This window comes from Rhizobium indigoferae (assembly GCF_034554815.1).
GTDB classification, from domain to species: domain Bacteria; phylum Pseudomonadota; class Alphaproteobacteria; order Rhizobiales; family Rhizobiaceae; genus Rhizobium; species Rhizobium leguminosarum.
Genome location: NZ_CP140637.1, coordinates 756020 through 780578 on the forward strand (window position 1 = coordinate 756020; position 24559 = coordinate 780578).

At 60.6% G+C, this 24559-nt stretch carries 23 protein-coding genes; 7 read left to right on the forward strand and 16 right to left on the reverse strand.

Annotation, left to right across the window (positions count from 1 at the left end; all coding sequences use genetic code 11):
- Window positions 1–6 precede the first annotated feature (6 nt).
- The 16 genes from U5G49_RS29995 to U5G49_RS30070 form a co-directional block, all read right to left on the reverse strand.
- The gene (locus U5G49_RS29995; protein ID WP_018246023.1) at window positions 7–858 is read right to left on the reverse strand and encodes an ABC transporter permease; all 852 of its coding nucleotides are present in this window, start codon (window positions 856–858) and stop codon (window positions 7–9) included.
- Window positions 855–1703: an ABC transporter permease gene (locus U5G49_RS30000; protein ID WP_193442566.1), complete on the reverse strand. Its 849-nt coding sequence runs from the start codon at window positions 1701–1703 to the stop codon at window positions 855–857. The genes U5G49_RS29995 and U5G49_RS30000 overlap by 4 nt, the downstream gene beginning before the upstream one ends.
- Before the next feature lie 5 nt (window positions 1704–1708).
- Window positions 1709–2815, reverse strand: coding sequence for a quaternary amine ABC transporter ATP-binding protein (locus tag U5G49_RS30005; protein WP_376770315.1), 1107 nt, complete (start codon window positions 2813–2815; stop codon window positions 1709–1711).
- A gap of 85 nt (window positions 2816–2900) precedes the next feature.
- Window positions 2901–3752 carry a glycine betaine ABC transporter substrate-binding protein gene (locus U5G49_RS30010; RefSeq protein ID WP_193442563.1) on the reverse strand — a complete coding sequence of 284 codons (852 nt, stop codon included), beginning with the start codon at window positions 3750–3752 and terminating at the stop codon, window positions 2901–2903.
- A 79-nt stretch (window positions 3753–3831) separates the two neighbouring features.
- On the reverse strand, window positions 3832–5178 hold the full coding sequence (locus U5G49_RS30015) for an NAD(P)/FAD-dependent oxidoreductase (protein ID WP_193442561.1): 1347 nt from the start codon (window positions 5176–5178) through the stop codon (window positions 3832–3834).
- Window positions 5175–6692 carry an aldehyde dehydrogenase gene (locus U5G49_RS30020; protein ID WP_193442558.1) on the reverse strand — a complete coding sequence of 506 codons (1518 nt, stop codon included), beginning with the start codon at window positions 6690–6692 and terminating at the stop codon, window positions 5175–5177. Before U5G49_RS30020 ends, U5G49_RS30015 begins: the two co-directional genes overlap by 4 nt.
- Window positions 6685–7596 (reverse strand): dihydrodipicolinate synthase family protein, encoded by a 912-nt coding sequence (locus tag U5G49_RS30025; protein WP_018445126.1) that lies wholly within the window; start codon window positions 7594–7596, stop codon window positions 6685–6687. The genes U5G49_RS30020 and U5G49_RS30025 overlap by 8 nt, the downstream gene beginning before the upstream one ends.
- Window positions 7593–8309 (reverse strand): GntR family transcriptional regulator, encoded by a 717-nt coding sequence (locus tag U5G49_RS30030; RefSeq protein ID WP_193442556.1) that lies wholly within the window; start codon window positions 8307–8309, stop codon window positions 7593–7595. Before U5G49_RS30030 ends, U5G49_RS30025 begins: the two co-directional genes overlap by 4 nt.
- A gap of 500 nt (window positions 8310–8809) precedes the next feature.
- Complete coding sequence (gene gfa, locus U5G49_RS30035; protein WP_018246031.1) at window positions 8810–9382, reverse strand: S-(hydroxymethyl)glutathione synthase; 573 nt, start codon at window positions 9380–9382, stop codon at window positions 8810–8812.
- Window positions 9383–9436: 54 nt separating this feature from the next.
- Window positions 9437–10273: an S-formylglutathione hydrolase gene (gene fghA / locus U5G49_RS30040; RefSeq protein WP_193442554.1), complete on the reverse strand. Its 837-nt coding sequence runs from the start codon at window positions 10271–10273 to the stop codon at window positions 9437–9439.
- Window positions 10274–10276: 3 nt separating this feature from the next.
- A complete protein-coding gene (locus U5G49_RS30045; RefSeq protein WP_193442552.1) occupies window positions 10277–11404 on the reverse strand; it encodes an S-(hydroxymethyl)glutathione dehydrogenase/class III alcohol dehydrogenase in 1128 nt (375 codons plus the stop codon).
- Between the two features lie 152 nt (window positions 11405–11556).
- Window positions 11557–12252, reverse strand: a complete 696-nt coding sequence (locus tag U5G49_RS30050) for a dimethylsulfonioproprionate lyase family protein (RefSeq protein ID WP_018246035.1) — start codon at window positions 12250–12252, stop codon at window positions 11557–11559.
- Window positions 12253–12267: 15 nt separating this feature from the next.
- Window positions 12268–13197: an electron transfer flavoprotein subunit alpha/FixB family protein gene (locus U5G49_RS30055; RefSeq protein ID WP_193442550.1), complete on the reverse strand. Its 930-nt coding sequence runs from the start codon at window positions 13195–13197 to the stop codon at window positions 12268–12270.
- Window positions 13198–13222: 25 nt separating this feature from the next.
- Window positions 13223–13972 (reverse strand): electron transfer flavoprotein subunit beta/FixA family protein, encoded by a 750-nt coding sequence (locus U5G49_RS30060; protein WP_193442548.1) that lies wholly within the window; start codon window positions 13970–13972, stop codon window positions 13223–13225.
- 34 nt (window positions 13973–14006) lie between these two features.
- Window positions 14007–14609 carry a dimethylsulfoniopropionate lyase gene (locus tag U5G49_RS30065; protein ID WP_193442546.1) on the reverse strand — a complete coding sequence of 201 codons (603 nt, stop codon included), beginning with the start codon at window positions 14607–14609 and terminating at the stop codon, window positions 14007–14009.
- Between the two features lie 48 nt (window positions 14610–14657).
- Window positions 14658–16694 carry an NADH:flavin oxidoreductase gene (locus U5G49_RS30070; protein WP_193442543.1) on the reverse strand — a complete coding sequence of 679 codons (2037 nt, stop codon included), beginning with the start codon at window positions 16692–16694 and terminating at the stop codon, window positions 14658–14660.
- 147 nt (window positions 16695–16841) lie between these two features.
- Between U5G49_RS30070 and U5G49_RS30075 the strand changes: the two genes are divergently transcribed.
- The 7 genes from U5G49_RS30075 (at window position 16842) to U5G49_RS30105 (ending at window position 24559) form a co-directional block, all read left to right on the forward strand.
- Window positions 16842–17471, forward strand: coding sequence for a TetR/AcrR family transcriptional regulator (locus U5G49_RS30075; protein ID WP_018246039.1), 630 nt, complete (start codon window positions 16842–16844; stop codon window positions 17469–17471).
- 11 nt (window positions 17472–17482) lie between these two features.
- On the forward strand, window positions 17483–18277 hold the full coding sequence (locus U5G49_RS30080) for a pyrroline-5-carboxylate reductase family protein (protein ID WP_193442541.1): 795 nt from the start codon (window positions 17483–17485) through the stop codon (window positions 18275–18277).
- 67 nt (window positions 18278–18344) lie between these two features.
- Entirely contained in the window at window positions 18345–19346 is a 1002-nt protein-coding gene (locus tag U5G49_RS30085; protein WP_018246041.1) for an ABC transporter substrate-binding protein, read from the forward strand.
- A gap of 95 nt (window positions 19347–19441) precedes the next feature.
- On the forward strand, window positions 19442–20329 hold the full coding sequence (locus U5G49_RS30090; RefSeq protein ID WP_018246042.1) for an ABC transporter permease: 888 nt from the start codon (window positions 19442–19444) through the stop codon (window positions 20327–20329).
- A complete protein-coding gene (locus U5G49_RS30095; protein WP_112907401.1) occupies window positions 20322–21401 on the forward strand; it encodes a quaternary amine ABC transporter ATP-binding protein in 1080 nt (359 codons plus the stop codon). Before U5G49_RS30090 ends, U5G49_RS30095 begins: the two co-directional genes overlap by 8 nt.
- 156 nt (window positions 21402–21557) lie before the next feature.
- On the forward strand, window positions 21558–22562 hold the full coding sequence (locus tag U5G49_RS30100; RefSeq protein ID WP_018246044.1) for an Ldh family oxidoreductase: 1005 nt from the start codon (window positions 21558–21560) through the stop codon (window positions 22560–22562).
- 998 nt (window positions 22563–23560) lie between these two features.
- Entirely contained in the window at window positions 23561–24559 is a 999-nt protein-coding gene (locus U5G49_RS30105) for an AraC family transcriptional regulator (RefSeq protein WP_193442539.1), read from the forward strand.

The window sequence follows — 24559 nt, forward strand, 5'->3', positions numbered from 1 at the left end:
CCTTGCTCATCTCGTCTTCGGCAGCCTGTCACGGTCGAGCAGACCGCGGGACAGCCGGTCGAGCAGAAGGGCGATTGCGACGATCGCCAGGCCCGCCCGCAGGCCAAGCCCCATCTCCATGCGCGTCAGGCCGCGCGTCACCTCCGCGCCGAGACCGCCGGCGCCGACGAGTCCGGCCAACACCACCATCGCCAGCGACAGAAGGATGCATTGGTTGAGCCCGACCAGGAGCGTCTGCCTGGCCAAGGGGATCTCGATCTTCCAAAGCACCGAACGAGGCGGCGCGCCGATGGCGCTGCCGAGTTCCACGAATTCTCTCGGCACCTGGTTGAACGCCAGCGTGGTCAAGCGGAGCATCGGCGGAATGCCATAGACGATGGTGGCGATGATTGCCGGCACACGTCCAAGGCTGAAGATCATCACCGCAGGAATGAGGTAGACCCATGGCGGCACGGTCTGCATCACGTCGAGAACCGGGCGAACCATCGCCTCCAATGTCTTATGGCGCGAGCACAGGACGCCGATTGGGAAGGCGATGAGCACGGAGATCAAGACAGCGACCGTGACCAGGGAGAGGGTCTGCATCGATGCCGTCCACAGCCCCATGAGGAGACAAAACCCCAGGCAAAGCCCCGCGAGGATCGCGGCGCGCAGACCGACAGCGACGAATGCCAGGATGACGACGATCGCGATAAGCCCATAGGGCGGCACGAAGAGGAGGGCCGCCTCGAATCCGGAAAGAACCGCTTCGATCAGGTAGCTGATCGCCGCAAACAGCGGATGAAGGTTGGTGTTGAGCCAATCGACTGACGGCGCCAGGAAAGCGCCGGGCGAAAACTGCAGGATGGACGGATTCACGACTTCCTCCCCGTTCCCAAGCGAGCCGCGCTCTGGGTTATCCGGTCAAGCACCATGGTCAGGACCACGATGGCTATCGCTCCATTGATGGAGGTCGCGATGTCGAGCGTTCTGATCGCGCCGTAGATCGTCTCGCCGAGCCCGCCGGAACCGACGATGCCTGCGATGACGACCATGCCGAACGCCATCATCAGGCTCTGGTTGATCCCTGCCATGATGCTCGGCAGCGCAAAGGGAAGGCGGATCTTGAAGAACATCTGCGCCGGTCTGATCCCAAGCGCCTCTCCAAGTTCGATGAACTCCCTGGGCGTCATCCGGATACCGAGAGACGTCAGGCGAATTGCCGGCGGCACGGCGACGATCACCGTCGCGATCAATGCCGTCGCCGGTCCATAGCCGAGCAGGGCGATCGCCGGCAGCAGATAGATGTATGGCGGAAGTGTCTGGATCAGATCCAGGCCGGGCTCCATGAAGCGATCGAGGGCGGGGAAAAAGCCGGCGGCAATACCGATCGGGATCCCGATCGCCAGGGCGAGCGCGGTTGCGGTCAAAACCAGCGCCAGGGTGCTCATCGTCTCCGGCCAGAGCCCCATGGAAAAACAAAGCGCCAGCGCGACGCCGCTCAGCACGGCGAACCAGACATTGACCAGCCGCCAGCCGATGAGCGCCACGATCAGCGCGACCAGGTAGAATGGCGGAAGCTCCAGAAGCCAGAGGATCCCGTCATAGAGCCCTTCGAGAACCTGTCTGATAGTATCGAAGAGGAATTCGCCGTTGTCGCTCACCCACTCGAGCGCCGAGTCCGTCCATTCGTCAAAAAGATCGGTGAAGCCTGAACTATCCATGTCAATCAGCTCCAGTTGTGGGACGCCGCCGTGAGATCGTGGGTGGACGTCCCCTTGACGCCCATCAGCAGGCTGCGTGGCGTGACAACGCCGACGATCTGATCATTGTCGACGACGGCGATGGCATCGCGCTCCGACTGCATCGTCAATGTGATGAGTTCGTCGATGTCGGCATCCGGCGTCGTGCGCGCCAGCGACGCGATGTCGGAATTCGGCTGGCTCTCATGGAATTCGGCGACGCTGCGCATGACGGAATGCGCCTTGATCAGATGGAGGCGCGATATGCCGGCGACGAATTCGGCGACATAAGCATCTGCCGGGTTGAGGATGATCTCCTCGGCCGTGCCGGTCTGGATGATGACGCCGTCCTTCATGATCGCAATGCGGTCGCCGATCCGGATCGCCTCGTCGAGATCATGGGTGATGAAGACCGCGGACTTGCCCAAGGCTTTCGTCAGCTGCCGGAATTCGTCCTGAAGCTGACGCCGGATGAGTGGATCGAGAGCGCTGAACGGCTCGTCCATCAGAATGATCTCGGGGTCGGAAGCAAGCGCGCGGGCGAGCCCGACGCGTTGCTGCATGCCGCCGGAAAGCTCGTTCGGATATCGATTCACCCAGTCGGCGAGGCCGACCTTCTCGAGCGCTGCAACGGCGGTCTTGTTTCGCTCCGGCTTGGCAATTCCCTGTACCTCGAGGCCGAAGGCCGCATTTTCCAGGACTGTGCGATGCGGCAACAGAGCGACGCTTTGAAACACCATCCCGATGTTCCTGGCGCGCATCTGCCGGAGATCGACCGGCGACAGGGCGGCGAGGTCGCGTCCCTTGACGAGGACTTTCCCAGAGCTCGGCGTGATCAGCTTGTTGAGAAGGCGGATGAGCGTCGATTTTCCGCTTCCAGACAATCCCATGATGCAGAAGATTTCGCCGCGCCGGACCTCAATGCTCGCGTCGGACACGCCGACGACGCAGTTGAACTCCTTCAACACCTCCTTTTTGCCGAGGCCGCGCTCCTTGATCGACTTCATTGCCGCAGCGGACTTGTCACCGAAGACTTTCCAAAGGGATTGGCAGTCGATCAGAACGTCATTGATATCGGCATTTACGGCTTTCATAGCTATCCCCTTTGAGCCATTCGGCGCTGGCTTCTTCATTAGGTTTCAGGGTGACCGCCCGACGGATCGGACGGCCACGACGCGTTTAGTTCTTCTTGATGTTTTCCCAGCGCTTGATCAGGTCGGCATGGGCGCCGATCCAATCCTGCACGGCCTGGTCCATGGTCTTGCCTTCATTGACCGCGCCGTTGATGGCGGTGATGTCGGCGATCGGGACGTAGACGCTGGCCATCACTTCACGCGCATGCGGGTTCTCTGCGGAGAAGCCCTTGTGGCCGATCCAGTAGTAGCTCTGCGGCGGCGGGAATACGCCCTTCGGGTCCTTGAGGTACTTGACCTCGTACTTCTGAACCATCCAGGACGGCTCCCAGATCGTCACCGCAATCCACTCCTTGCGATCATAGGCGGACTTCAGCGCCGCCGTCATCGCGGCGGTGCTGCCCTCGACGAGCTGGAGCTTGAGGCCGTAGTCCTTGACCGCGTTCGAGGTATCGCGCATCAGGCCGGAACCCGGTTCGATACCGATGATCTTGCCGCTGAACTTGTCGGCGTTTTCGTTGAGCTGTTCCAGCGAGTCGATCGGGACATATTTGGGAACCGCAACGCCCTGATAGAGGCCATGCGAAACAGGCGAAATCTTTTCGAGGCGGTTCTTGTTCTTGTCCCAGTAGTCCTGCGCAACATAGTCCGTCTGCGAGGTGAGAATCTGGATGTCGCCCTTGGCGAGAGCGGCATAGGCGATGCCCCATTCGGAGAACTCGGTCACCTTGACCGTATAGCCGGCGTCTTCGAGAACCTTCTTGGTGATTCCGGTGATGGGCGTCAGGTCCTCCCACGACATCGTACCCATGGTGATCGTCTTTTCTTCCGCGCGAGCAGGAAGGATGCTGACCCCGATCATCGCAGCGGCGCAGAGCGCCCTCCACAAATTTTTCATTGTTCTTACTCCTGTTTTACGTTCCCATTCTCATTGAAGTCTGCGGGCGGGCAGTCTTCATATTGCGTGGGCCGAGGGATCATCCCTCGCGGCCTGCGCGCAATTCCTGCAAACGGATCATCGCGTTTATGCCCAGCCAGGCGAACGGCTCCGGCGGGAGCCTCGAAGGCTCAGGGTGATCCATGTATTGTTCGAGATGCCGGGAGGCCGTTCGGGTCGCCAGTTCCGCCGCCATCATACCGGCGAGTGTGCTCTTGACCGTTCCAAGCCCGTTTTCGCAGCATGCGGAAAACAGTCCTTCTTCGATCTCGCCGAAGGCGGGCACGTGGTTCCGGCTGAGGCACAGACGACCTGCCCAGCTATATTCGAAAGGGACATCCGCGAGACCCGGGAACCGCGCGTCGAGCGCGTCTCGATGGGCCTTGGCCATCTTGCCCATGCGCCAGTCCGACGCCTCCAGCTTGCTTTCGTAGGTGTACTTCGTGCGGATTACGATCCGCGACTGGCCAGCGGAGGTAATCTTTCGAATCGTGGCTCCCATCGCATCTGCTGGGAGCAGCGCCCACTTGTCCTGCCCTGAGGCCTTCTGGCCGAAGTCGTCTGCTGAAAACGGCGCTGTCATCGAGGCATAAGCGAAGATGTGCATCAGGCGGCCGCGATAGTGCCCGAAATCGTCGATGTGGCCATTGACCCCGAGGATCACCTTTGGAGCGGTGACCTTCCCTCGGTTTGTCATGGCGGCCCAGGTGCCGCTGTCTTGCTTCAATGAAGTGACAGGAGAACGCTCGAAGATACTGACCCTGTCCGACAGGCCCGCCGCAAAAGAGCGGATGTAATCGGCGGGCTGGATAAGCACCGCTCCGGGCGTGTACAGACCGCCGGTGTAGTAATCCGATGCGGTGATCTCCCGCATCTCTTTCGCGTCGAGAAACGTATGCTTCTCGCCAGCGCCCCTCAGGGATTCTCCGAAGCTCCGGTTGAGCCTCATGCCGCGAGCAGTGGCCGCGGCGTTGATCTTTCCCGCCGGGTCGAATGTCGCGCGCGACATCCCGTATTCCTCCGCCGCTTGCGCGGCGAAGGCTATCGCTGAGCGGTTCTGGGCCATCTCCATCCGAGTGGCGTCCGCCTCTCCACTCGAATACTCCCCACCTGAAAGGTTGTGCGGAACGTCGATCATGAAGCCGGAATTTCGGCCCGACGTCCCCTTCCCCACTTCGCTCGCATCAAGGATGACGATCTTGTCATCCGACCGAAGTTCGAGAAGACGGCGGGCCGCCGAGAGGCCAGCAAACCCCGCGCCGACGATCAGCCAATCAGCGGTCACATCGCCGTCGAGGGTCCGGACCGGGAAAGGACGTTTGCTGACCGCCTCCCAGCCCGAGACGCCATTCTCAACAGGCAAACGTTTGACCGACTTCGAGATCATCGGATGGTCTCGTCGACCGAGCGGTCCGAGACGTCGATCCAGATCGTCTTCAGTTCGCAGTAGTTGTCGTGGGCGAAGACCGACTTGTCGCGGCCGCCGAAGCCGGACTCCTTGTAGCCGCCGAACGGCGTGCTGGCGTCGCCTTCTCCGAAGCAGTTGACGGTGACGACGCCGGCGCGGATTTCGCGCGAGAGCTTGATGGCGTTCCTCAGGCTGCCGGTATAGACAGACGCCGTCAGACCGTAATTCGTGTCGTTGGCAAGAGCGATTGCTTCGGCAAGCGAATTGAAGGTCGTGACCGAAAGCACCGGTCCGAAGATCTCTTCCTGGAAGAGGCGGCTGGCGGGCGTTACACCCTCGACCACCGTCGGTTCGATGAAGATGCCGCCATACGTTTCACCGCCATGGGTGACCGTCAGCTTCTCCTTCCTGGCGTCGTCGAGGAAGGATTTCACCTTCTCGAAATGGGCCTTGCTGACGAGCGCGCCGATGCGGTTTGCGGGGTCGAGCGGATCGCCGGTCTTCCATTCGCGCATATAGCCGCCGATGCGCTTCAGCAGCTCGTCCTTGATCTTGGAATGAACGATGAGACGCGACGTGGCCGAGCAGTTCTCGCCCATGTTCCAGAAGGCGCCGTTGACGACCTGCTCGGCAACGAGGTCCAGGTCTTCGGCATCGTCGAGAACGACGGCGGGGTTCTTGCCGCCGCATTCGAGCACGACGCGCTTGAGATTCGAGTCCGCTGCATAGCGCAGGAAGCGGCGGCCGGTAGGCGTCGATCCGGTAAAGGCCACCATATCGACATCCATATGCATGCCGATCGGTTCTCCGACTTCCTTGCCGCCGCCGGTCACGACATTGAAGACGCCGGCTGGAATGCCCGCTTCATGGGCAAGCTCGGCGACGCGCAGCGTGGTGAGCGTCGTTTCCTGCGCAGGCTTGACGATCACCGAGCAGCCGGCAGCAAGCGCCGGGCCGATCTTCCAGGCCAGCATCAAAAGTGGGAAATTCCACGGAAGCACGCATCCGACGACACCGACCGGCTCACGCACGATCATCGTCAGCGCGTTGGCGCCGACAGGCGCGGTGTTGTCATAGAGCTTGTCGATCAGTTCGGCGTGCCAACGGATTGTGTGAATGGTATCGGGAACATCGACCGTCTGGCATTCGCCGACCGGCTTGCCACTGTCGAGGCTCTCCATGACGGCGAGTTCGTGACGATTGTCCTCCAGCAGCCTGGCGAGCTTGAGGAGCACCGCCTTGCGTTCTGCCGGCGAACGCAGCCGCCAGCGGCCGTCGTCGAAGGCTTGCCTTGCCTTGGCGACGGCGGCGTCGACATCGGTGGCATCGCATGCGGCAATCTCGGCGAGAACCTCGCCCGTCGCGGGATTCGTCGAGGTGAATGTCTGCCCTGAATTGGCCGGACGAAATGCGCCATCGACGAAGGCATTCGTCGGAAACTGAAGACCGGCGGCGATCGCCTTGTATTCGGAAGCGGTCAAGGGTTCATGCATGATTTGCTCCCGAGGTGATCTGGCCGACCGTGCGCTTCAACGTGGCGACGACGGTCTGGAGGGTTCGTTTTTCTTCGGAGTTGAGCGGACGCAGCGGCGCACGGACCGATCCGACATTCAGCCCGATCAATTCGCATCCATGCTTGATCGATTGGACGAACTTCCCGCATTCCAGGAAATCCATGAGCGGCAGCATCGCCGTCATGATGGCGCGGCCCTTGTCGAAATTCTTTTCGAGCACGCAGGCTTCATAGAGGGCGACATGTTCGCGCGGGAGGAAATTGGAGCCGGCGCAGACCCAGCTCTTCGCGCCCCATGCGAAGAATTCGAGCGCCTGGTCGTCCCAGCCGCAAGACAGCGCGATATGGGGAAATTTCCGGGCTAGCAGGTGCAGATTGCCCATGTCGCCGGAACTTTCCTTGATGGCGATCACGTTCCTGGACTTGCCGAGGCGGGAGAAATACTCCTCGCCCATCATCACGCCCATACGAGCCGGATAGTTGTAGAGCATGATCGGCAGGTTGGCCGCGCGGTCGACGGTCAGGGCGTGGACCGCATTCTCGCGCTCGGTCGGCAGCGCGTAGGGCGGTGACGACACCAGGATCGCATCCGCGCCGATTTCCTTCGCCGCCTTTGCGTATTCGACCGAATCTTCGGTCCGCGTGGCGCCGGTCCCGATAATGAGCGGCAGCCGCGTGCCGATGACGTCCCTCGCATAGGCCGCAAGCTCGAAACGTTCCTGGCTGCTCTGGGCGTAGTACTCGCCGGTCGAGCCGCCGACGATGATGCCGTGGACGCCCGCCTCGATCAGCGACTCGAGCACGGCGGCAAATCCAGCCCTATCGATCTGACCAGTTTGGTCGAGCGGCGTCACCGCCGGCGTATAGATCCCCTCAAACTTCACGACGATTTCTCCAAGAGGTGGATGGCGGGGCCGCCGAGGAAGGCGTCTGCCTTGAGACCTTGCGGGGCGATGAACATCTCCATGTTCTCGCGGGACAATTCCCAGTGTTCGAAGACGAGGTCGACGACGGCATTCTCGTCGTGAGCGCCGAGCGCATCGATGAAGCCGTCATGATGGCCGACGGCCACTTGAAGCCGTCGCTTCATGTCCTCGTTCCTCGGCCGGAAGAAGGTGTGGCCGATACGCGCGTGGTCGATGAGCAGCCGGCCAAGGCTCGGCTGCAGATAGACGTTGCCCGACATCTCGCCGAAGATTTCGTGGAAGCGATTATTCTCGAGGACCATCGCCAGGGCGTCCATGTTCTCGCTGGCGGCGCGGAACCGCTCCTGGGTCTGCTTCAGGTCCGAAAGCTGAGTGGGCTTGAAGTTCTGCACGGCGAGACGGCCGATTGCCGCGTAGATCATCGGCGCGACAAGGAAGAAATTCCGCAGGGTGGAGTGGTTCATCGGGATGACCCGTGCGCCCCTGTTCTCGCGGATGTCGATATAGCCCTCACCGGCAAGGCGGCGGAATATGTCGCGGACCGGCGTCCGGGAGACCCCGTATCTTTCGCTCAAACTGGCCTCGTCCAGATCGGCGTCCGGGTCCAGTTCCATCGTCAGAATCTGCCGTTTCAGATCTTCGTAGAGATTGCTCTTGGGGGTATTCGCCATCGTCTCTCTCCGGCCGCTGGTTGCTCTACGCCGTGAAGATGGCACGCCTCTTGGGGCGAGTCAATAATTGTGTACACTGCGTACACAATTATTATTTCTCAAATATACAATGATGCCGAGCAAAGCGTCCCCGGCGCGCGTCAGGCGTCATTTCAAAGCGCTGTCCAGGGATCGGCGTTCCGCGGCGGCGGCCATCGCGGAGCTTCCCAAGCGAATTATGGTGGCGGGTCTGTGAGAATTTCGGTGCAGTCGAGGTTGATGCGATCTTTATGCGCATCAACCTTGATCATCAGGCGTCGGAAGCTGGGTGCCGGCAAGCCGGTGCGCGGCCATCACGGACTATCTCGATATCCGGTGGCGGCGGTTTTGTCGGGGAGCGCCGGCTCGGCGTCCCAGAGCATTTCCGCTTTCTCTCAAGTCACGGAAATGCTCTCTTTTGTTTTTACGCAATCCCGGACGCAAAAACGCTGCGCACTTTTGCTGGGAATTGCTTTAGCCGATCACGAGGCCAGCACGCCGCTCTTCTTGGCGGTCCAGGTTGCGATGTAGTCCATAAGGCCAGGGTTTAGGCAATCGTAAGGCTCGAGGCCTGATGTCCTCAGCTGCGCCCTGACGGCGTCCATCTTCGCGGGGTCGAAGCCGCTTTCGATGATCGACGACACGAAGGCCGCAAAGCCCGGCTTCGCCCAGCCGCTTTCCTGGAAACGTTCCGGATGGATGAACGACAATCCCTGGAACGGATGTTCGCGCACGACCGGCCCATACATATGCACGCCGCATTCCTTGCAGGCGGTGCGCTGGATCAAGGCGGCGGAATCGACGACAGCGAGCTTGTCGCCATTCTCCAAGACTTCGACACTTTCGGTCGGAGCGACCGCCACGACCGAAAAGACTGCACCTTCGGGCTTCCAGCACTTCGTGCAGCCGCAGGCGTGATTGTGGGCGATATCGCTCTTGATTCTTACCTTCACCGGATTGCTGGCGCACTTGCAGACGAGCGTCCCGCCTGCAAAAGCAGCGTCAGTCGCCCGAAAGCCTGAATCCACTGCCGGATGTATGGCTATGCTGGTCATGGGTTTCTCCTCCCCTTCTGGGCCGTTTGCGATATGCCCGGCCAAGCTCTGCAATCAGTCTCCCAATCTCCGCGCGTGCCAGCGCAGATGGTCTTCCATGAATGTCGAAATGAAGAAGTAGGAGTGGCCGTAGCCTTCCTGCATGCGAAGCCGCAGGCTGATCCCGGCCGTCTCGCAGGCTTGCCTCAGCTCTTCGGGGCGCAATCCATCCTCCAGGAAGCTATCCGCCGTCCCTTGGTCGACGAGGAATTCCGGGAACCGGTGCCCGTCTTCGATCAGCGAGCAGGCATCATGTGCCCGCCAGTTCTTTTCATCCGAACCGAGGTATTTCTGGAACGCCGGCTTTGACCAGCCGGAGACCGATGGATGGCTGATCGGCGCGAAGGCCGAGCAGCTGCTGAAGCGTTCGGGGTTCTTGAGCGCGATCGTGATCGCGCCATGTCCCCCCATCGAGTGACCGAAGATTCCCTGTCGCGTCATGTCGACCGGAAACTCGGCCGCGATAAGCTGCGGCAATTCATCGACGACGTAGCTGTACATCCGATAGTTCTGTGCGAAGGGCGGCTCGGTGGCGTCGACATAAAAACCGGCACCCTTGCCAAACTGCCAGTTATCCGGCTCGTCCGGGACGGCATCGCCGCGTGGACTGGTGTCGGGGCAGACGATAACAATACCGAGTTCTGCGGCAAGACGCCGATACTCTCCCTTGTCCATGACGTTTGCATGGGTGCAGGTCAGACCGGAAAGGTACCACAGAACTGGCAGCTTCCGTCCTTTGGCCTGCGGCGGTAGAAATACCGCAAAGGTCATGTCGCAGTCGCAGACTTCCGAGCGATTGACGTAAACGCCCTGGGTGCCGCCATGAGAATTGTCGGTCGAGATGGTTTTCATGACTCAGTAGACCACCACGCCGCGGATGCTCTTGCCCGAATGCATCAGTTCGAAGCCCTTGTTGATGTCTTCGAGCGGCATGGTGTGGGTGATCATCGGATCGATCTGGATTTTGCCCTGCATGTACCATTCGACGATCTTCGGCACGTCGGTGCGGCCGCGCGCGCCGCCGAAAGCGGTGCCCATCCAGTTGCGGCCGGTGACCAGCTGGAACGGACGGGTGGAGATTTCCTGGCCGGCACCGGCCACGCCGATGATAACCGACTTGCCCCAGCCGCGATGGCTGGCTTCCAGTGCCTGGCGCATCACCTTGGTGTTGCCGGTGCAGTCGAAGGTGTAGTCAGCGCCACCGATCAGGTCGCCGTTGCGTTTGGTCAGGTTGACGAGGTAGGGCACGATGTCGTCGCCGACCTCCTTCGGATTGACGAAATGCGTCATGCCGAACTTTTCGCCCCAGGCCTTGCGGTCAGGGTTGATATCGACGCCGATGATCATGTCGGCACCGGCAAGCTTCAGACCCTGAAGCACGTTGAGACCGATGCCGCCGAGACCGAAGACGATTGCCGTCGAGCCGATCTCCACCTTGGCGGTATTGATGACCGCACCGATGCCGGTCGTCACCCCGCAGCCGATGTAGCAGATCTTGTCGAACGGCGCGTCGGGATTGACCTTGGCAAGGGCGATCTCCGGCAGCACGGTGAAGTTCGAAAAAGTCGAGCACCCCATATAGTGGTGGATCTTGTCCTTGCCGATCGAAAAGCGGCTCGTTCCGTCCGGCATCAGCCCCTGGCCCTGGGTAGCGCGGATCGAGGTGCAGAGATTGGTCTTGCGGGAAAGGCAGGAATAGCACTCGCGGCATTCCGGGGTGTAGAGCGGAATGACGTGGTCGCCCTTCTTGACCGAGGTGACGCCGGAGCCGACATCGACGACGATGCCGGCACCCTCATGGCCGAGGATCGCCGGAAACAGGCCTTCAGGATCGGCGCCCGACAGGGTGAAATCGTCAGTGTGGCAGATGCCCGTCGCCTTGACCTCGACCAGCACTTCGCCGGCCCGCGGTCCCTCCAGCTGCACGGTCATCACTTCCAGCGGTTTTCCTGCCTGAACGGCAACGGCGGCGCGAACGTCCATCTTGATATCCTTCCTCTTAAATTGAATTCTGATGCTACATATTCCGATAGACCGGCTTCTCAGCGATCTGCTTCGCTGCGTGACCGCCGAGACTTCATGCTCTCGCCTTCGGCCTTTTCGTTCATCTCAGGCTCGTCGTTGCCAAGCACCCATCACGTCTCCCGCTCAACCTGGCACCAGACCGCAAGCAGAGGCCGGGCTGTGCATCTTATCGCGAAAGATTGGCCGGCGTCGTTCGCAAAGACCGTGCCGACACCGGCGGAGAACCACTCGGAATCGCCAAGGCGGATTTCGCCCGGCGACAGCAGAATGAAGGCGCGCGGCTGCGTCTGAACATGATCGGGGAAACGGGTGTAGCGATCCATATAGATCACGCCGACCCTGAGATCGGCGCGTTCCTCCATGCCGCCGGGGCCGACCACGACCGCATGGGAATGCGTATCGCCAAAATTCAGGCTTGCAAACGGACCGGAGCGGCCGCGTCTCCAGAGCAGTTTGTCGGCGAGACTATGGAACTGGCTGGCGATCGCCTCGTATTTCCGTCCCGATTTCGCAAGATGGCCGATGGCGTCATCAAGCCCTTCCGGCGCGCCGGGAAGAGACCCGCCCTCCGGGCGCACCTTGCCGGTCTTGAGCAGTTTCTGGAGAACCTTGCCCGCGACGAAGCTGGCGACGGCAGGAGCCTCCGCCGACAACATCAGCCCGCCGACATCGTTGAGGAATTCCTGCAACGGCCGAGAACGTCTTTCCCTGCCGATGTCGTGTAGCCGTATGTATGCCGGCTTCTCGTCATCGTTCAGGAGAAGGTCGGCACCAGGTTTGATTGGACGTCCCACGACGCGCGCCACGTTCGGTCTCCCCCGCTAGAGTGCCTTTTGCAATTCCGGCAGGGCGTCGAAGAGATCGGCGACCAATCCGTAGTCGGCGACCTGGAAGATCGGCGCCTCCTCGTCCTTGTTGATGGCGACGATCACCTTCGAATCCTTCATGCCGGCCAGATGTTGGATGGCGCCTGAAATGCCGCAGGCAATATAGAGCTGCGGCGCCACCACCTTGCCGGTCTGGCCGACCTGCCAGTCGTTGGGCGCATAACCGGCATCGACGGCGGCACGCGATGCACCGACGGCAGCACCGAGCTTGTCGGCGAGCGGCAGGATGACCTCCCTGAACTTCTCGGCAGAGCCGAGTGCGCGGCCGCCGGAGATGATGATCTTGGCCGAGGTCAGCTCCGGACGGTCGGAGGCCGACAGCGCGTCCCTGACGAAGGTCGACAGCCCCGGATCGGAAACCGCCGGGATCGCCTCGACGGTGGCCGAACCACCTTCCGGCGAAGAGGCAAAGGATGCGGTGCGCACGGTGATCACCTTTTTGGCATCGGTCGCCTGCACCGTCTGGATGGCATTGCCGGCATAGATCGGCCGTTTGAAGGTGTCAGCAGAGATCACCTCGATGATCTCGGAGACCTGGGCGACATCGAGCAGGGCTGCCACCCGCGGCAGCACGTTCTTGCCGACCGAGGTGGCGGCCGAGATGATCGTGTCGTAGCTTCCCGCCAGCGAGACGATCAGGTCGGCCAGCGGTTCGGCCAGATTGTTGGCCAGTTCGTCGCTTTCGGCGAGCAGCACCTTGGAGACGCCGGAGAGCTTTGCCGCGCCATCGGCAGCAGCCTTGGCAGCCTTGCCGGCAACCAGCACATGCACGTCGCCGCCGATCTTGGTTGCGGCCGTCAGCGTCTTGGCGGTCTGGTCGGACAGGCTGGCATTGTCGTGGTCAGCCAGAAGAAGAATGGTCATGATGATGGTTCCTGTTCCAACCTGATTACAGCACGCCGGCTTCGTTTTTGAGCTTGTCGATGAGTTCGGCGACCGACTTGACCTTGACGCCGGCCTTGCGGCCCGACGGTTCCTCGGTCTTCAAGACCTTGAGGCGCGGCATGGTCGAGATGCCGAAATCATCAGGGCTCTTCTTGTCGAGCGGCTTCTTCTTCGCCTTCATGATATTCGGCAGCGAGGCATAACGCGGTTCGTTCAAGCGCAGATCCGTGGTGACGACCGCCGGCAGCTTGATCTCGATCGTCTGCAGGCCGCCATCGACTTCGCGGGTCACCTGAGCCTTGCCGTCACCGATCTCGATCTTCGAGGCGAAAGTGGCCTGGGGCATGCCCAGCAGTGCTGCCAGCATCTGGCCGGTCTGGTTGCTGTCGTCATCGATCGCCTGCTTGCCGACGATGATCAGCCCGGGCTGTTCGGCATCGGCCACAGCCTTGAGGATCTTGGCGACAGTGAGCGGCTCGACTTGATCGTCGGTCTCGACCAGGATCGCCCGGTCGGCGCCCATGGCAAGTGCGGTGCGCAGCGTCTCCTCGGCCTTGGCTGGACCGATCGAAACGACCACCACTTCCTCGGCCTTGCCGGCTTCCTTCAGCCGCAACGCCTCTTCCACCGAGATCTCGTCGAACGGGTTCATCGACATCTTCACATTGGCAAGCTCGACACCCGTGCCATCCGGCTTCACCCGGATCTTCACGTTGTAGTCGACAACCCGTTTGACTGGGACGAGTATCTTCATGGGCAACCCCCCTTTATTTCTAAACTGCTGGCCGTCAGTTCGGCCGTTCGGCAAGCAATGCCCAGAAGGCGAAGAACGGCGTGTCAAGCGACCTCATGGCATGTTTGATGCCAGGGACATTATAGAAGGATCCGCCGTTACCTGGCGAAAACCAGTCCCCTTCCCTCTGCTGGAACTCTCCCTCGGAAAGCACGAGATAGACTTCCTCAGGCACATGGTCGTGATCGGGATAGCGCACGTGAGGCGCCATCAACGTCACGCCGATCCACAGGTCGCTCCGCTCCTCCAATCCTCCCGGGCCGATAATCATCGCATTGGCATGCCCATCGACAAAATTGTCGCTGGCCGTGTGGTCATACTTGGTGCGCCGACGCCATTCAAGCATTGGCTCGATGCCTTTGAACCCCTCGATCAAACGCGTCAGCGAAGGATAGGACGTATCGACTGAAAGCGCCACATCAAGGAGAGCGCACACAGGCAATCGGCCTCCCTCCCCCGCACGCGCGGTTCCCGGGCGCTCCAGCGCCGCAGAAATCTGACGAATCGAGCGGCGAGCCTCCGGGGTATTCGCGAACTGGTCGAAAGCCACGAAAGCCGCGTCCAGGAAAATCTGGAGGCTTTCATTGCGTAAACTCATGTCATCACCTCCCGAGACGATCGGCCGACAAGCGGTCCACTCTTGCAATCAGATATCTTTCGCGATGCGCAACCCGTCATAGACGGCGGCATGCGTGTTGCGTGCGGCGACGGCATCGCCGATCCGGAACAGCTGGAACTTGCCATCAGGATTGCGGATCACGGACTGAGGTTCTCCGGAAAGAAGCTGATCGTGCGACATTTCGCCGAGATTGCTCGAGCTGGGTTTCAGTTCGAAATAGAGTTCATCGAGCGGAATGGTCCCATGATTGACGACGATCTGGTCGAAGCTCTGCTGCTTGGCAATCCCGCCGTAATCGCTGCCGACATGGGCGACGAGCTGGTTGCCGCTCTTTTCGACGGCTTCCAGACGGTAGGTGACGGTGAAGGTCACGTCATGCTTCTGCAGAGACCGCATATAGGGCACGAGATTCATGGCCATGACCTCGGGCGCGAAGGACCGGTCCGGCGTCATGATCTCGACCTTGGCGCCCGCCTTGGCGAGAAACTCCGCCGCCTGCAGGCCGGCATGATCGCCGGCGTCGTCGAAGATCAACACGTTGGTTCCAGGCTTCACGTCGCCGGAGATGATGTCCCATGACGAAACCACCAGGTCGTTGCCGCTCGCCAGGACCTCGGTATGCGGCAGGCCGCCGGTTGCGATGATGACGACATCGGGATTCTCGGCCTCGATGGTGTCCGCTTCCGCCCAGGTGTTGAAGTGGAAGGTGACGTCGTATTTCTCGCACTGGCTCATGCGCCAGTCGATGATGCTGATCATTTCCTTGCGGCGCTCGCTTTGAGCGGTGAGCCGGATCTGACCGCCGGGATTGTTCGCCGCTTCGAAAACGACGACCTGGTGGCCGCGTTCTCCGGCGACGCGCGCCGCTTCCAGACCGGCCGGGCCGGCGCCGACGATGACGACCTTTTTCTTGGCGTCGGCCTTCGCCACGATATGCGGCATGGTCAGTTCGCGGCCGGTGGCGGCATTGTGGATGCAGAAGGCCGCCCCGCCCTGGTAGATACGATCGAGACAGTAATTGGCGCCGACACAGGGACGAATATCGTCTTCCCGCTTTTCGATGATCTTGCGGACGATATGCGGGTCGGTCATGTGGGCGCGGGTCATGCCGACCATGTCGACCTTGCCGGAGGCGATCGCGTAGCGCGCGGTGGCGACGTCAGGGATTTTCGCCGCATGGAAGGTCGGAAAGTTGGTTGCGGCGCGAATTTCGCCGGCGAAATCGAGATGCGGCGAATTCGCCATGCCCTGGATCGGGATCACGTCGGTGAGGCCCGCATCGGTATCGATGTGGCCGCGAATGACGTTCAGGTAATCGATGAGGCCGCTTTCCTTCAGGCGCCGGGAGATTTCCAAGCCTTCGGCTTTGCCGGTACCGCCGGGAAGACATTCGTCGGCGGTATAGCGCACGCCTAGAATGAAGTCGTTCCCCACTCTTTGCCGGATTGCCCTGAAGACGTCGAAACAGAAGCGCAAACGGTTATCGAGCGATCCGCCATAGGGGCCGTCGAGCTCGTTGGTGAGCGGCGAGGTGAACTGGTCGATCAGATGGCCGTAGGCCTCCAGTTCGACACCGTCCATGCCACCCGCCTTCATGCGTTCGGCAGCGTCGGCGAAATCCTTGATGATGCGCTCGATGTCCCAATCCTCCACCTTCTTCGGGAAGGCGCGGTGGGACGCTTCGCGCTGATGCGATGGCGCCACCACAGGCAGCCAGTCGCCCTTGTCCCAGCGTGTGCGCCGGCCGAGATGGGTGAGCTGGATCATGATCGCCGCTCCCTCTTCATGCACGGCGTCGGTCATCTCCCTGATCCAGGGCACGATCTCGTCCTTGTAGGCGAGCAGGTTGTTGAAGACCGGCGGGCTGTCCCTGGAAACCGCGGCCGAGCCGGCCGTCATCGTCAAGGCCACGCCGCCCTTTGCCCGCTCCACCGTATAGGCGCGATACCTCTCCTTCGGCATGCCGTCTTCCGGATAGGCCGGCTCGTGGGAGGTGACGATGATGCGGTTGCGCAGTTTCAAATGCTTGAGCTGGTAGGGCTGCAGAAGGGGATCGTTCGACATGGGCCGTGGTTCCGGATTAAAAACGTCAGAGCCGACGCTAAGCACAATGTACATATGTGTCAATGTTGAAAACATGTGGGTCGTCATTTTCGACACCAATGTACATTTTCCTTGTGCGCTGCCGTATAATTTGATAGGAGATAGCCTATGGATCAGGCTCTGAACGACACTGGCTGGCGGGGATCACAAGAGGGATGGCTGGAAGCAGCTTACCACTCGCTGCTGGATTCCGGCGTGGATTCGGTGAAAATTCTGCCGCTGGCGAAGAGGCTCAATCTCTCGCGCACGAGCTTCTACTGGTTCTTCAAGGATCGGGAGGAGCTGTTGGCCGGGCTCGTGGCGCGGTGGCGCGACAAAAATACCGGCAACATCGTCAAGCAATCCGAAGCCTACGCGGAATCGCTCGCCGAGGCGATGCTCAACGTCTTCGACTGCTGGCTCAACAATGATCTGTTCGACGCCAGGTTCGAATTTGCCGTGCGCAGCTGGGCGCTGCAGTCCGACGAGATTCTCGCCGAGGTCCGGCAAGCCGATCAGCTCCGGCTGGAAGCCCTCAAGCGCATGTTTATCCGGTTCGGGCTACCAGAAGCGACATCAGATGTCCGAGCGCGAACAACTTACCTCGTGCAGATCGGATATATCTCCATGCAAGCTAAGGAGGAACTCGCCGTCCGCATGAAACGGATTCCCGAATATATCGCGATCTACACCGGCGAAGTGCCGCAGCAGAGGGAGCTCGATCGCTTCTTCTCCCGGCATGGCTATAGGCCGGGTTAGGGAAAGCCGAGATGAGCGTTTCCTTGAGGATCGGTATAATTGGTGGCGGCGGTTGGCTTGGCGGAGCAATCGCCGGCTCGATCCTCGATGCCGGCCTGGTCGAACCTCAAAAACTCTCCCTCTCCTATCGCAGCGAAGAGCCGCGCCGCTTCCCGAATTCTTTCTTGACCACCGACAATCAGGCGCTTGCCGACCGTTCGGACGTGATCATTCTTTCCGTCCGCCCTGATGACTGGCATGCTCTTGATGTCGATGCCGGCGGCAAGCTCGTCATCTCAGTCATGGCGGGCATCCGCCTGGACGCACTTTCGGACCGCCACAACACCGGTCGCGTCGTCCGCGCCCTGCCGAATGCCGCCGCCGAAGTGGCCAAGTCCTATACACCCTGGATTGGCGCGAGCGATGTCACCGAAGACGACCGGGCGCTCGTCCGCGCGATTTTTCAGGCATGCGGATCTGAGGACGAGGTGGCAAGGGAAAGCGACATCGATTACCTCACCGGCCTGTCCGGGTCCGGACCGGCTTTCCCGGCATTGCTCGCCGCCGCCATGATGAGCGATGCCGTCGCCCATGGCCTGCCGGCGGAGATTGCGCGGCGCGCCGTCAACACGGTGATGACAGGCGCCGGTCGCCTGCTGGAGCGCCACGACGAATGTCCCGATGAGGTTGTTCAAACCTTTGTCGGCTATCGCGGAACCACGGCGGCGGCCATCGAAGGCATGCGCGCGGCCGGGTTCGACGCTTCGGTTGCGGAGGGACTATCGGCAGCATTCAAGAAATCGGTGAGTATGGGAGACGCTTCCTGACAACCGTTGGAGCGGGTCCTGCGGCGCCCCGCTCAGCAAAACTGGCCGCTAAACAGAGGGAACGAGAATGAAAAAACTACTCGCATCGACATGTCTGACGTTTGGCCTGATGGGCGGGGCGTCTTTCGCCAGCGCCGCCGAATGCGGCACTGTGACCATTGCCAGCATGAACTGGCAGAGTGCGGAGGTTCTCTCTAACCTCGACAAGCTCATCCTGAACGAAGGTTATGGCTGCGCCGCCGAAATCACCGTCGGCGATACCGTCCCGACGATTACCTCGATGGCCGAAAAGGGCCAGCCGGACATCGCGCCGGAAGCCTGGATCGACCTGCTGCCGGATGTCGTCAAGAAGGGGACGGATGAAGGCCGGATCGTCCAGGTCGGCTCTCCGCTGCCCGATGGCGGCGTACAGGGCTGGTGGATTCCCAAATATCTGGCCGACGCCCATCCCGATATCAAGACCATCGGTGATGTGCTGAAGCATCCGGAACTCTTCCCCGATCCTGAGGATTCGAAGAAGGGCGCCATCTACAACGGGCCGCAGGGCTGGGGCGGCACCGTGGTGACCACGCAGCTCTACAAGGCCTTCGAAGCCGAGAAGGCGGGCTTCACCCTCGTCGACACCGGTTCAGCTGCCGGCCTCGACGGTTCGATCGCCAAGGCCTACGAACGCAAGGAAGGCTGGGCCGGCTATTACTGGGCGCCAACCGCGCTGCTCGGCAAGTATCAGATGGTCAAGCTCGAAGCCGGCGTGCCGAACGACGCCGCCGAATGGAAGCGCTGCAATACCGTCGCCGATTGCCCCGATCCGAAGCCGAATGCATGGCCGGTCGATCACGTGGTGACCCTGGTTGCCAAGCCTTTTTCGGAAAAGGTCGGGCCTGAGGTCATGGACTACCTGACGAAGCGCTCCTGGAGCAATGAGACGGTCAACAAGCTGATGGCGTGGATGACCGACAACCAGGCAACCGGCGAGGATGGTGCCAAGCACTTCCTGAAAGAAAACAAGGACCTGTGGACCAAGTGGGTCTCGCCTGAGGCAGCTGCGAAGATCGAAGCTGCTCTTTAAGACCGACTATTGCGGTGCGCCTAAAGCGCACCGCCTCTCGCTGCCGATAAAATCAAAAAGACTGCCGCGGCTCTTTGAAGAAAAAGGGGAACCGAATGGAATGGTTTTACAAATTCCCGCATATGGATGACGACGCCCTTCGCAATCTGAAGAAGGCGATCGATGACGGCTTTCGCACATTTACCCGCACCTATGGCGACGCAATCGAAAGCCTCTTCTCCCCGCTGCAGCATTTCCTCATCGCCGCCGACCGCTTCATGACGCAGACGCCGTGGCCGATCATTACTGCAATCATCCTTGTCATCGCATGGTTTGCGAGCCGCAGCCTAAAGATCGTCTTCGGCTGTCTCGTCACGCTGCTGCTGATCGGTTATTTCGACATGTGGGACGATACGATGCGGACGGTCTCGATGATCTTCGTCTGTACCGTGCTCTCCATCGCCATCGGCATCCCGATGGGGATCTTGATGGCGCGTTCCGACCGGCTGCAGCGCATCATCAATCCGATCCTCGACGTCATGCAGACGATGCCGAGCTTCGTCTATCTCATCCCTGTCGTCATGCTGCTCGGCATCGGCAAGGTGCCGGGACTGATCGCAGTGGTCATCTATGCGATACCGCCGATGATAAGGCTGACCGACCTCGGCATCCGCCTGGTCGACAAGGACGTGCTCGAGGCGGCCGACGCCTTCGGAACGTCGAGTTCGCAGAAACTGTTCAAGGTCCAGCTGCCGCTGGCACTTCCCACCATCATGGCCGGCATCAACCAGACCATCATGATGGCTCTCGCCATGGTGGTCGTCGCCTCGATGATCGGCGTCCAGGGCCTGGGCCAGCCGGTTCTGAAGGCCATCGCCAACCAGTACTTCACCCTGGGTATTTTCAACGGCCTTGCCATCGTCGGCATCGCCATCATCTTCGACCGGGTCAGCCAGGCGTATGGCAAGAGGCTCCAGAAGCATCGGGAGATCGTCCATGGCTGATCAACGTTTCGGCGGCATCAAGATCCGCCACCTTTACAAGATCTTCGGTCCCAACCCTGCCGCTCATGTCGATGCCGTCAAAAAGGGATTGTCGAAGACCGAGCTCAACGAAAAGCACGGCCACGTGCTGGGCCTGAAAGATATCAATGTCGAGATACCCTCGGGCCGCATCCAGGTCATCATGGGCCTTTCGGGTTCGGGCAAGTCGACGCTCATCCGCCACATCAATCGTCTGATCGATCCGACCGCTGGCGAAGTGCTTGTCGACGGCGTCGATGTCGTGAAAATGAACGAGACCGAATTGCGGACGTTTCGCCGGCACCAGACGGCAATGGTGTTTCAGAAGTTCGCGCTTCTGCCGCATCGGAATGTTCTCGACAATACCATCTTCGGCCTCGAAGTGCAGGGCATGGAGCGCTCGAAAGCCGCCGACGTCGCCATGCGCTGGCTGGAGCGGGTCGGCCTGAAAGGTTTCGAGAGCAAATACCCCAATCAGTTATCGGGCGGCATGCAGCAGCGCGTCGGGCTGGCCCGAGCCCTCTCGAACGATGCTCCCGTTCTGCTGATGGACGAGGCCTATTCGGCGCTCGATCCTTTGATCCGCACGGATATGCAGACGGTCCTTCTCGATATTCAGAGGGAGATCAAGAAAACCATCGTCTTCATCACCCACGATCTCGATGAAGCCCTTCGCCTGGGCGATCAGATTGCGATCCTGCGCGATGGCGAAGTCATCCAGCAGGGCACCAGCCAGGACATCGTTCTGCGTCCGGCCGACGCCTACATCGCCAACTTCGTCAAGGAGGTCAATCGAGGCCGGGTCATCCAGGTCGATGCCGTCATGACACCCTTGCATTCCGGTGCTGCGCCCGGCGGATTGACGATTGCATCAGGCACGACCGTCGAAGAGGCTGTGCGGATGTTGGCATCGGCGCCGGACGACGATGCCAGGGTGGTTTCACCATCAGGAGAAGCTTTGGGGCTTGTCACCTTCCGCCAGCTCGCGGGTGCAATGGTGAACTCGCAGGAGGTGGCTCCCCGACGCGATAGCGCCCTTTCAGTCGCCCTCTGAAGTGCGTCGCAATCAACATGCCGCCATCTCTGCAGCGGCCAACTGGCTGGGTGAGGAACTGTGTTCGCACGGTTGCGATGTCGTTGAAATCGGAGACTGCGCCGCGCCAGGCACCTATGCCTTCTATGAGGGTAGACGAGCCGCATTGGAGCTGTGATGGCAAAGCAGAGGATGAGAATGCCGATCGACGAGCTCCGCCAATTGGCGCTCGAAGCCTGCCTCGCCTGCGGCAGCAGCCCGGCCATGGCGAAGGCGCTCGTCGATGCAACGCTTTCGGCCGCCTGCTTCGGTCGTACCGAGCTGGGTTTTCCGCATTTCGTCGATTATCTCACCAGCCTGCGCGACGGGCGGATCAACGGAGACGCCAAGCCCCGCTTCGACCACGTGCTGCCGGCCCTGATTTACGCCGATGCGGACGGCGGCATAGCGCAGCTCGGGTTTGACCTGATTTACGACGACTTCGTAAAGCGCGTGAAAACCTTCGGCATTTCAGTCTTCACGCAAAGAAACAGCTATACCGCCGGGGAACTGGGATATTACGTCCGGCGCCTCGCTGAGGACGGGTTGATAGCCATCGCCGCCGCCAACGGACCGGCTTTGATGGCCGCCGCCGAAGGCGGGGAGCGCGTCTACTGCACAAATCCGCTCGCTTTCGGCGCGCCTTTGCCGGAACCCTTGCCGCCCCTCGTCATCGACCAGGCGACGAGTGCGACGGCCTTCATAACTCTTGCCGAGGCGGCAAGGGAACAGTCGCCGATTGCGCACGGCATAGCCATCGACGAGACCGGCGCAATCACCACCGATCCTGTCAAGGCGATGCTCGGCGCCCTCCTGCCCTTCGGCGGCTATAAGGGCGCCAACATCGCTCTTATCGTCGAGATGCTTTCCGCGGGTCTTTCCGGGGCCGCCTGGTCGCTCGATGCGGGCCACTTTTTCTCGGGCGAGCACCCGGTGAATGCGGGAATGACCGTGATCGCGCTATTCCCCGCGGCCGTGGATACAGGTTTCCCGGAGCGCGCCGAGGCCCAATTGGAACGGCTGCGCTCCAAGGGAGTCCGTATCCCCGGAGACAGAGCAATGCCCGCGAGCGTCACGGAAACCGATAGTCTTGACGTCGATATAGGCGTGTTAGAAACGATCCGTCGCTTGTGCCTTCGGTGAGAAAATCATTACTCAGCTCAAAGAATCGAATGCATCGTGCCCGGCGGCAGCATGCCGAAGTTCCCATCGTTCGTGCTAAATGAGAAATTGAAGATCTCTATCCACTCTGCGCAGGCCATGACGCGGAACACGCGGCTTCCACGAAGCGCTTGCCTATACATTTTGCGCAAGGTCAGTCCAGACTGCGTCACGAAAAGCCGGTTGGCCGACAATATCGGGGCCTGACAATTGCTCCATAGCTAAGGAACAGTAAGATCAATCTCGACCAAGGCCATGATGGTTGACGGTCCCAAAACCAAGCCCTTCCATCCGTTACCCCCAAAGGATGAAAGGGATCATACATACGCACTCCATCCCGTGCGTATGCTTGCATGCCTGTCTGCCTGCCGAAGGCCATCTTTAAGCGGTCCACTAAGAACCTTCGGCAGGCGACTGCGCAGCTCGCGAATTGGGGCGCTCTCTATAAGCTTCAGATGATGCGCATCGCGGCAAGATCGCCGCGGTTGAACCTGTGGCGTGGCGGCTACAGCTGTAAAATCGCTCCTTCAGCGTAATCGTTTTATCAGCGGGTTGTCATCATCGCCGGCAGCGTGACGTCTTGCCAATGGCCGCGGGTTCTGTCAGTTCCTGATCTGGATGGGAACTAATGCATTCAACGGGTTGGTCTTTTTGACGTCTACCATACCCGAATTCGGCCTGCATCAGCTGGCACAAGCCGCTGATCTCGATGCCGGTATGACGCGGAGATCCACCTGCTCCGTTGCAAGCTGCTGCACTCTATCCAACAATCGTCTAATATACGTCCTAGGCCGCTCATCCATGCCGTCTACAGGCTCTGATGAAGCGCCGCAGCGCAGGACGACCATCCATGACGACTGGCAAGGCTGGCAGAGGTACGTGCACCAATCCGACACTCTCGCCGGCCGCGCGTCACGCTGGCACCTGCGAGCGCTGGAGAAAAGCATGTCGAAACAGCCACATCGAACAATGGGAGCAGCATGACGGAAAATAGCACTGCGCCATTCTCATTCCGATTTAGCGGTTCGTCCTTCGACAACATGGTCGAAACGCTCGGGGGGGCTTTTGGCGCATTTGATGCCGAGCCTGTCGGCCGCGCCCAGGACTTCCATTGGGGATTGGATTTCTCGGTATGTGACAACGCCGTCCTGCTCACCGGTTATCATGAGGCGGAGTTTCAGTTCAATATCGAGCCGACCGTCGATACGGCCGAATACCTGTCGATCGTCGTGCCGCGCAGCGGCGGCATGGGGGTAACCTATGGGTCCCGTGTCGCCGAGGCCGGGCAAGGAAAATTGCTTCTTTATAACAATTTCGAGCCCAATAGCGTCATCATGCATGGGCGATCGAACGTCATCGACGAGTTGCTGATCAACTGGCCTCTCATCCTGCAAACGATCGGCCAGACGTTCGAGATGCCGTTCAGCGGCTCCCTTGACCTGCTGCCCGAACTGGATCTGTCCAAACCGGAAGGCCGGTTGATCAACAATCTCACGGAAACGATCATCTCAGGCATGCGCGACGATGGCCCCTTGCTGGAGTCGCCGATCGCCATGGCGCATATGACGCAGGCGCTCGCCGATCTGGTTGTGCGCCTGGTGCCGCACCGGCTGTCGCATTTCCTGGAGAATGGCCCCGCCCTGATCGCCCCGCGACATGTGCGCCGGGCGATCGAATTCATGCACGCCAATATCGATCAGCCGATCACAATGCCGAAGGTGGCCGAAGCGGCCGGCGTATCCAGCCGGGCGCTCGAAACCGGTTTTCGTGCCTTCAGAGGAACCTCTCCCGCTGCCTATCTGCTGACGCTTCGGCTGCGTGCCGCGCGCCAGGATCTGCTCGATCCCGAGAGCAAAGAGACCATGAAGGCCATCTGCCTCAAATGGGGCTTCTTTCATTTCGGCCGGTTTTCCGCAGTCTATAAGACGACATACGGAGAATACCCTTCCGATACCAGGAAGCGCGTGATGCGGCGATAA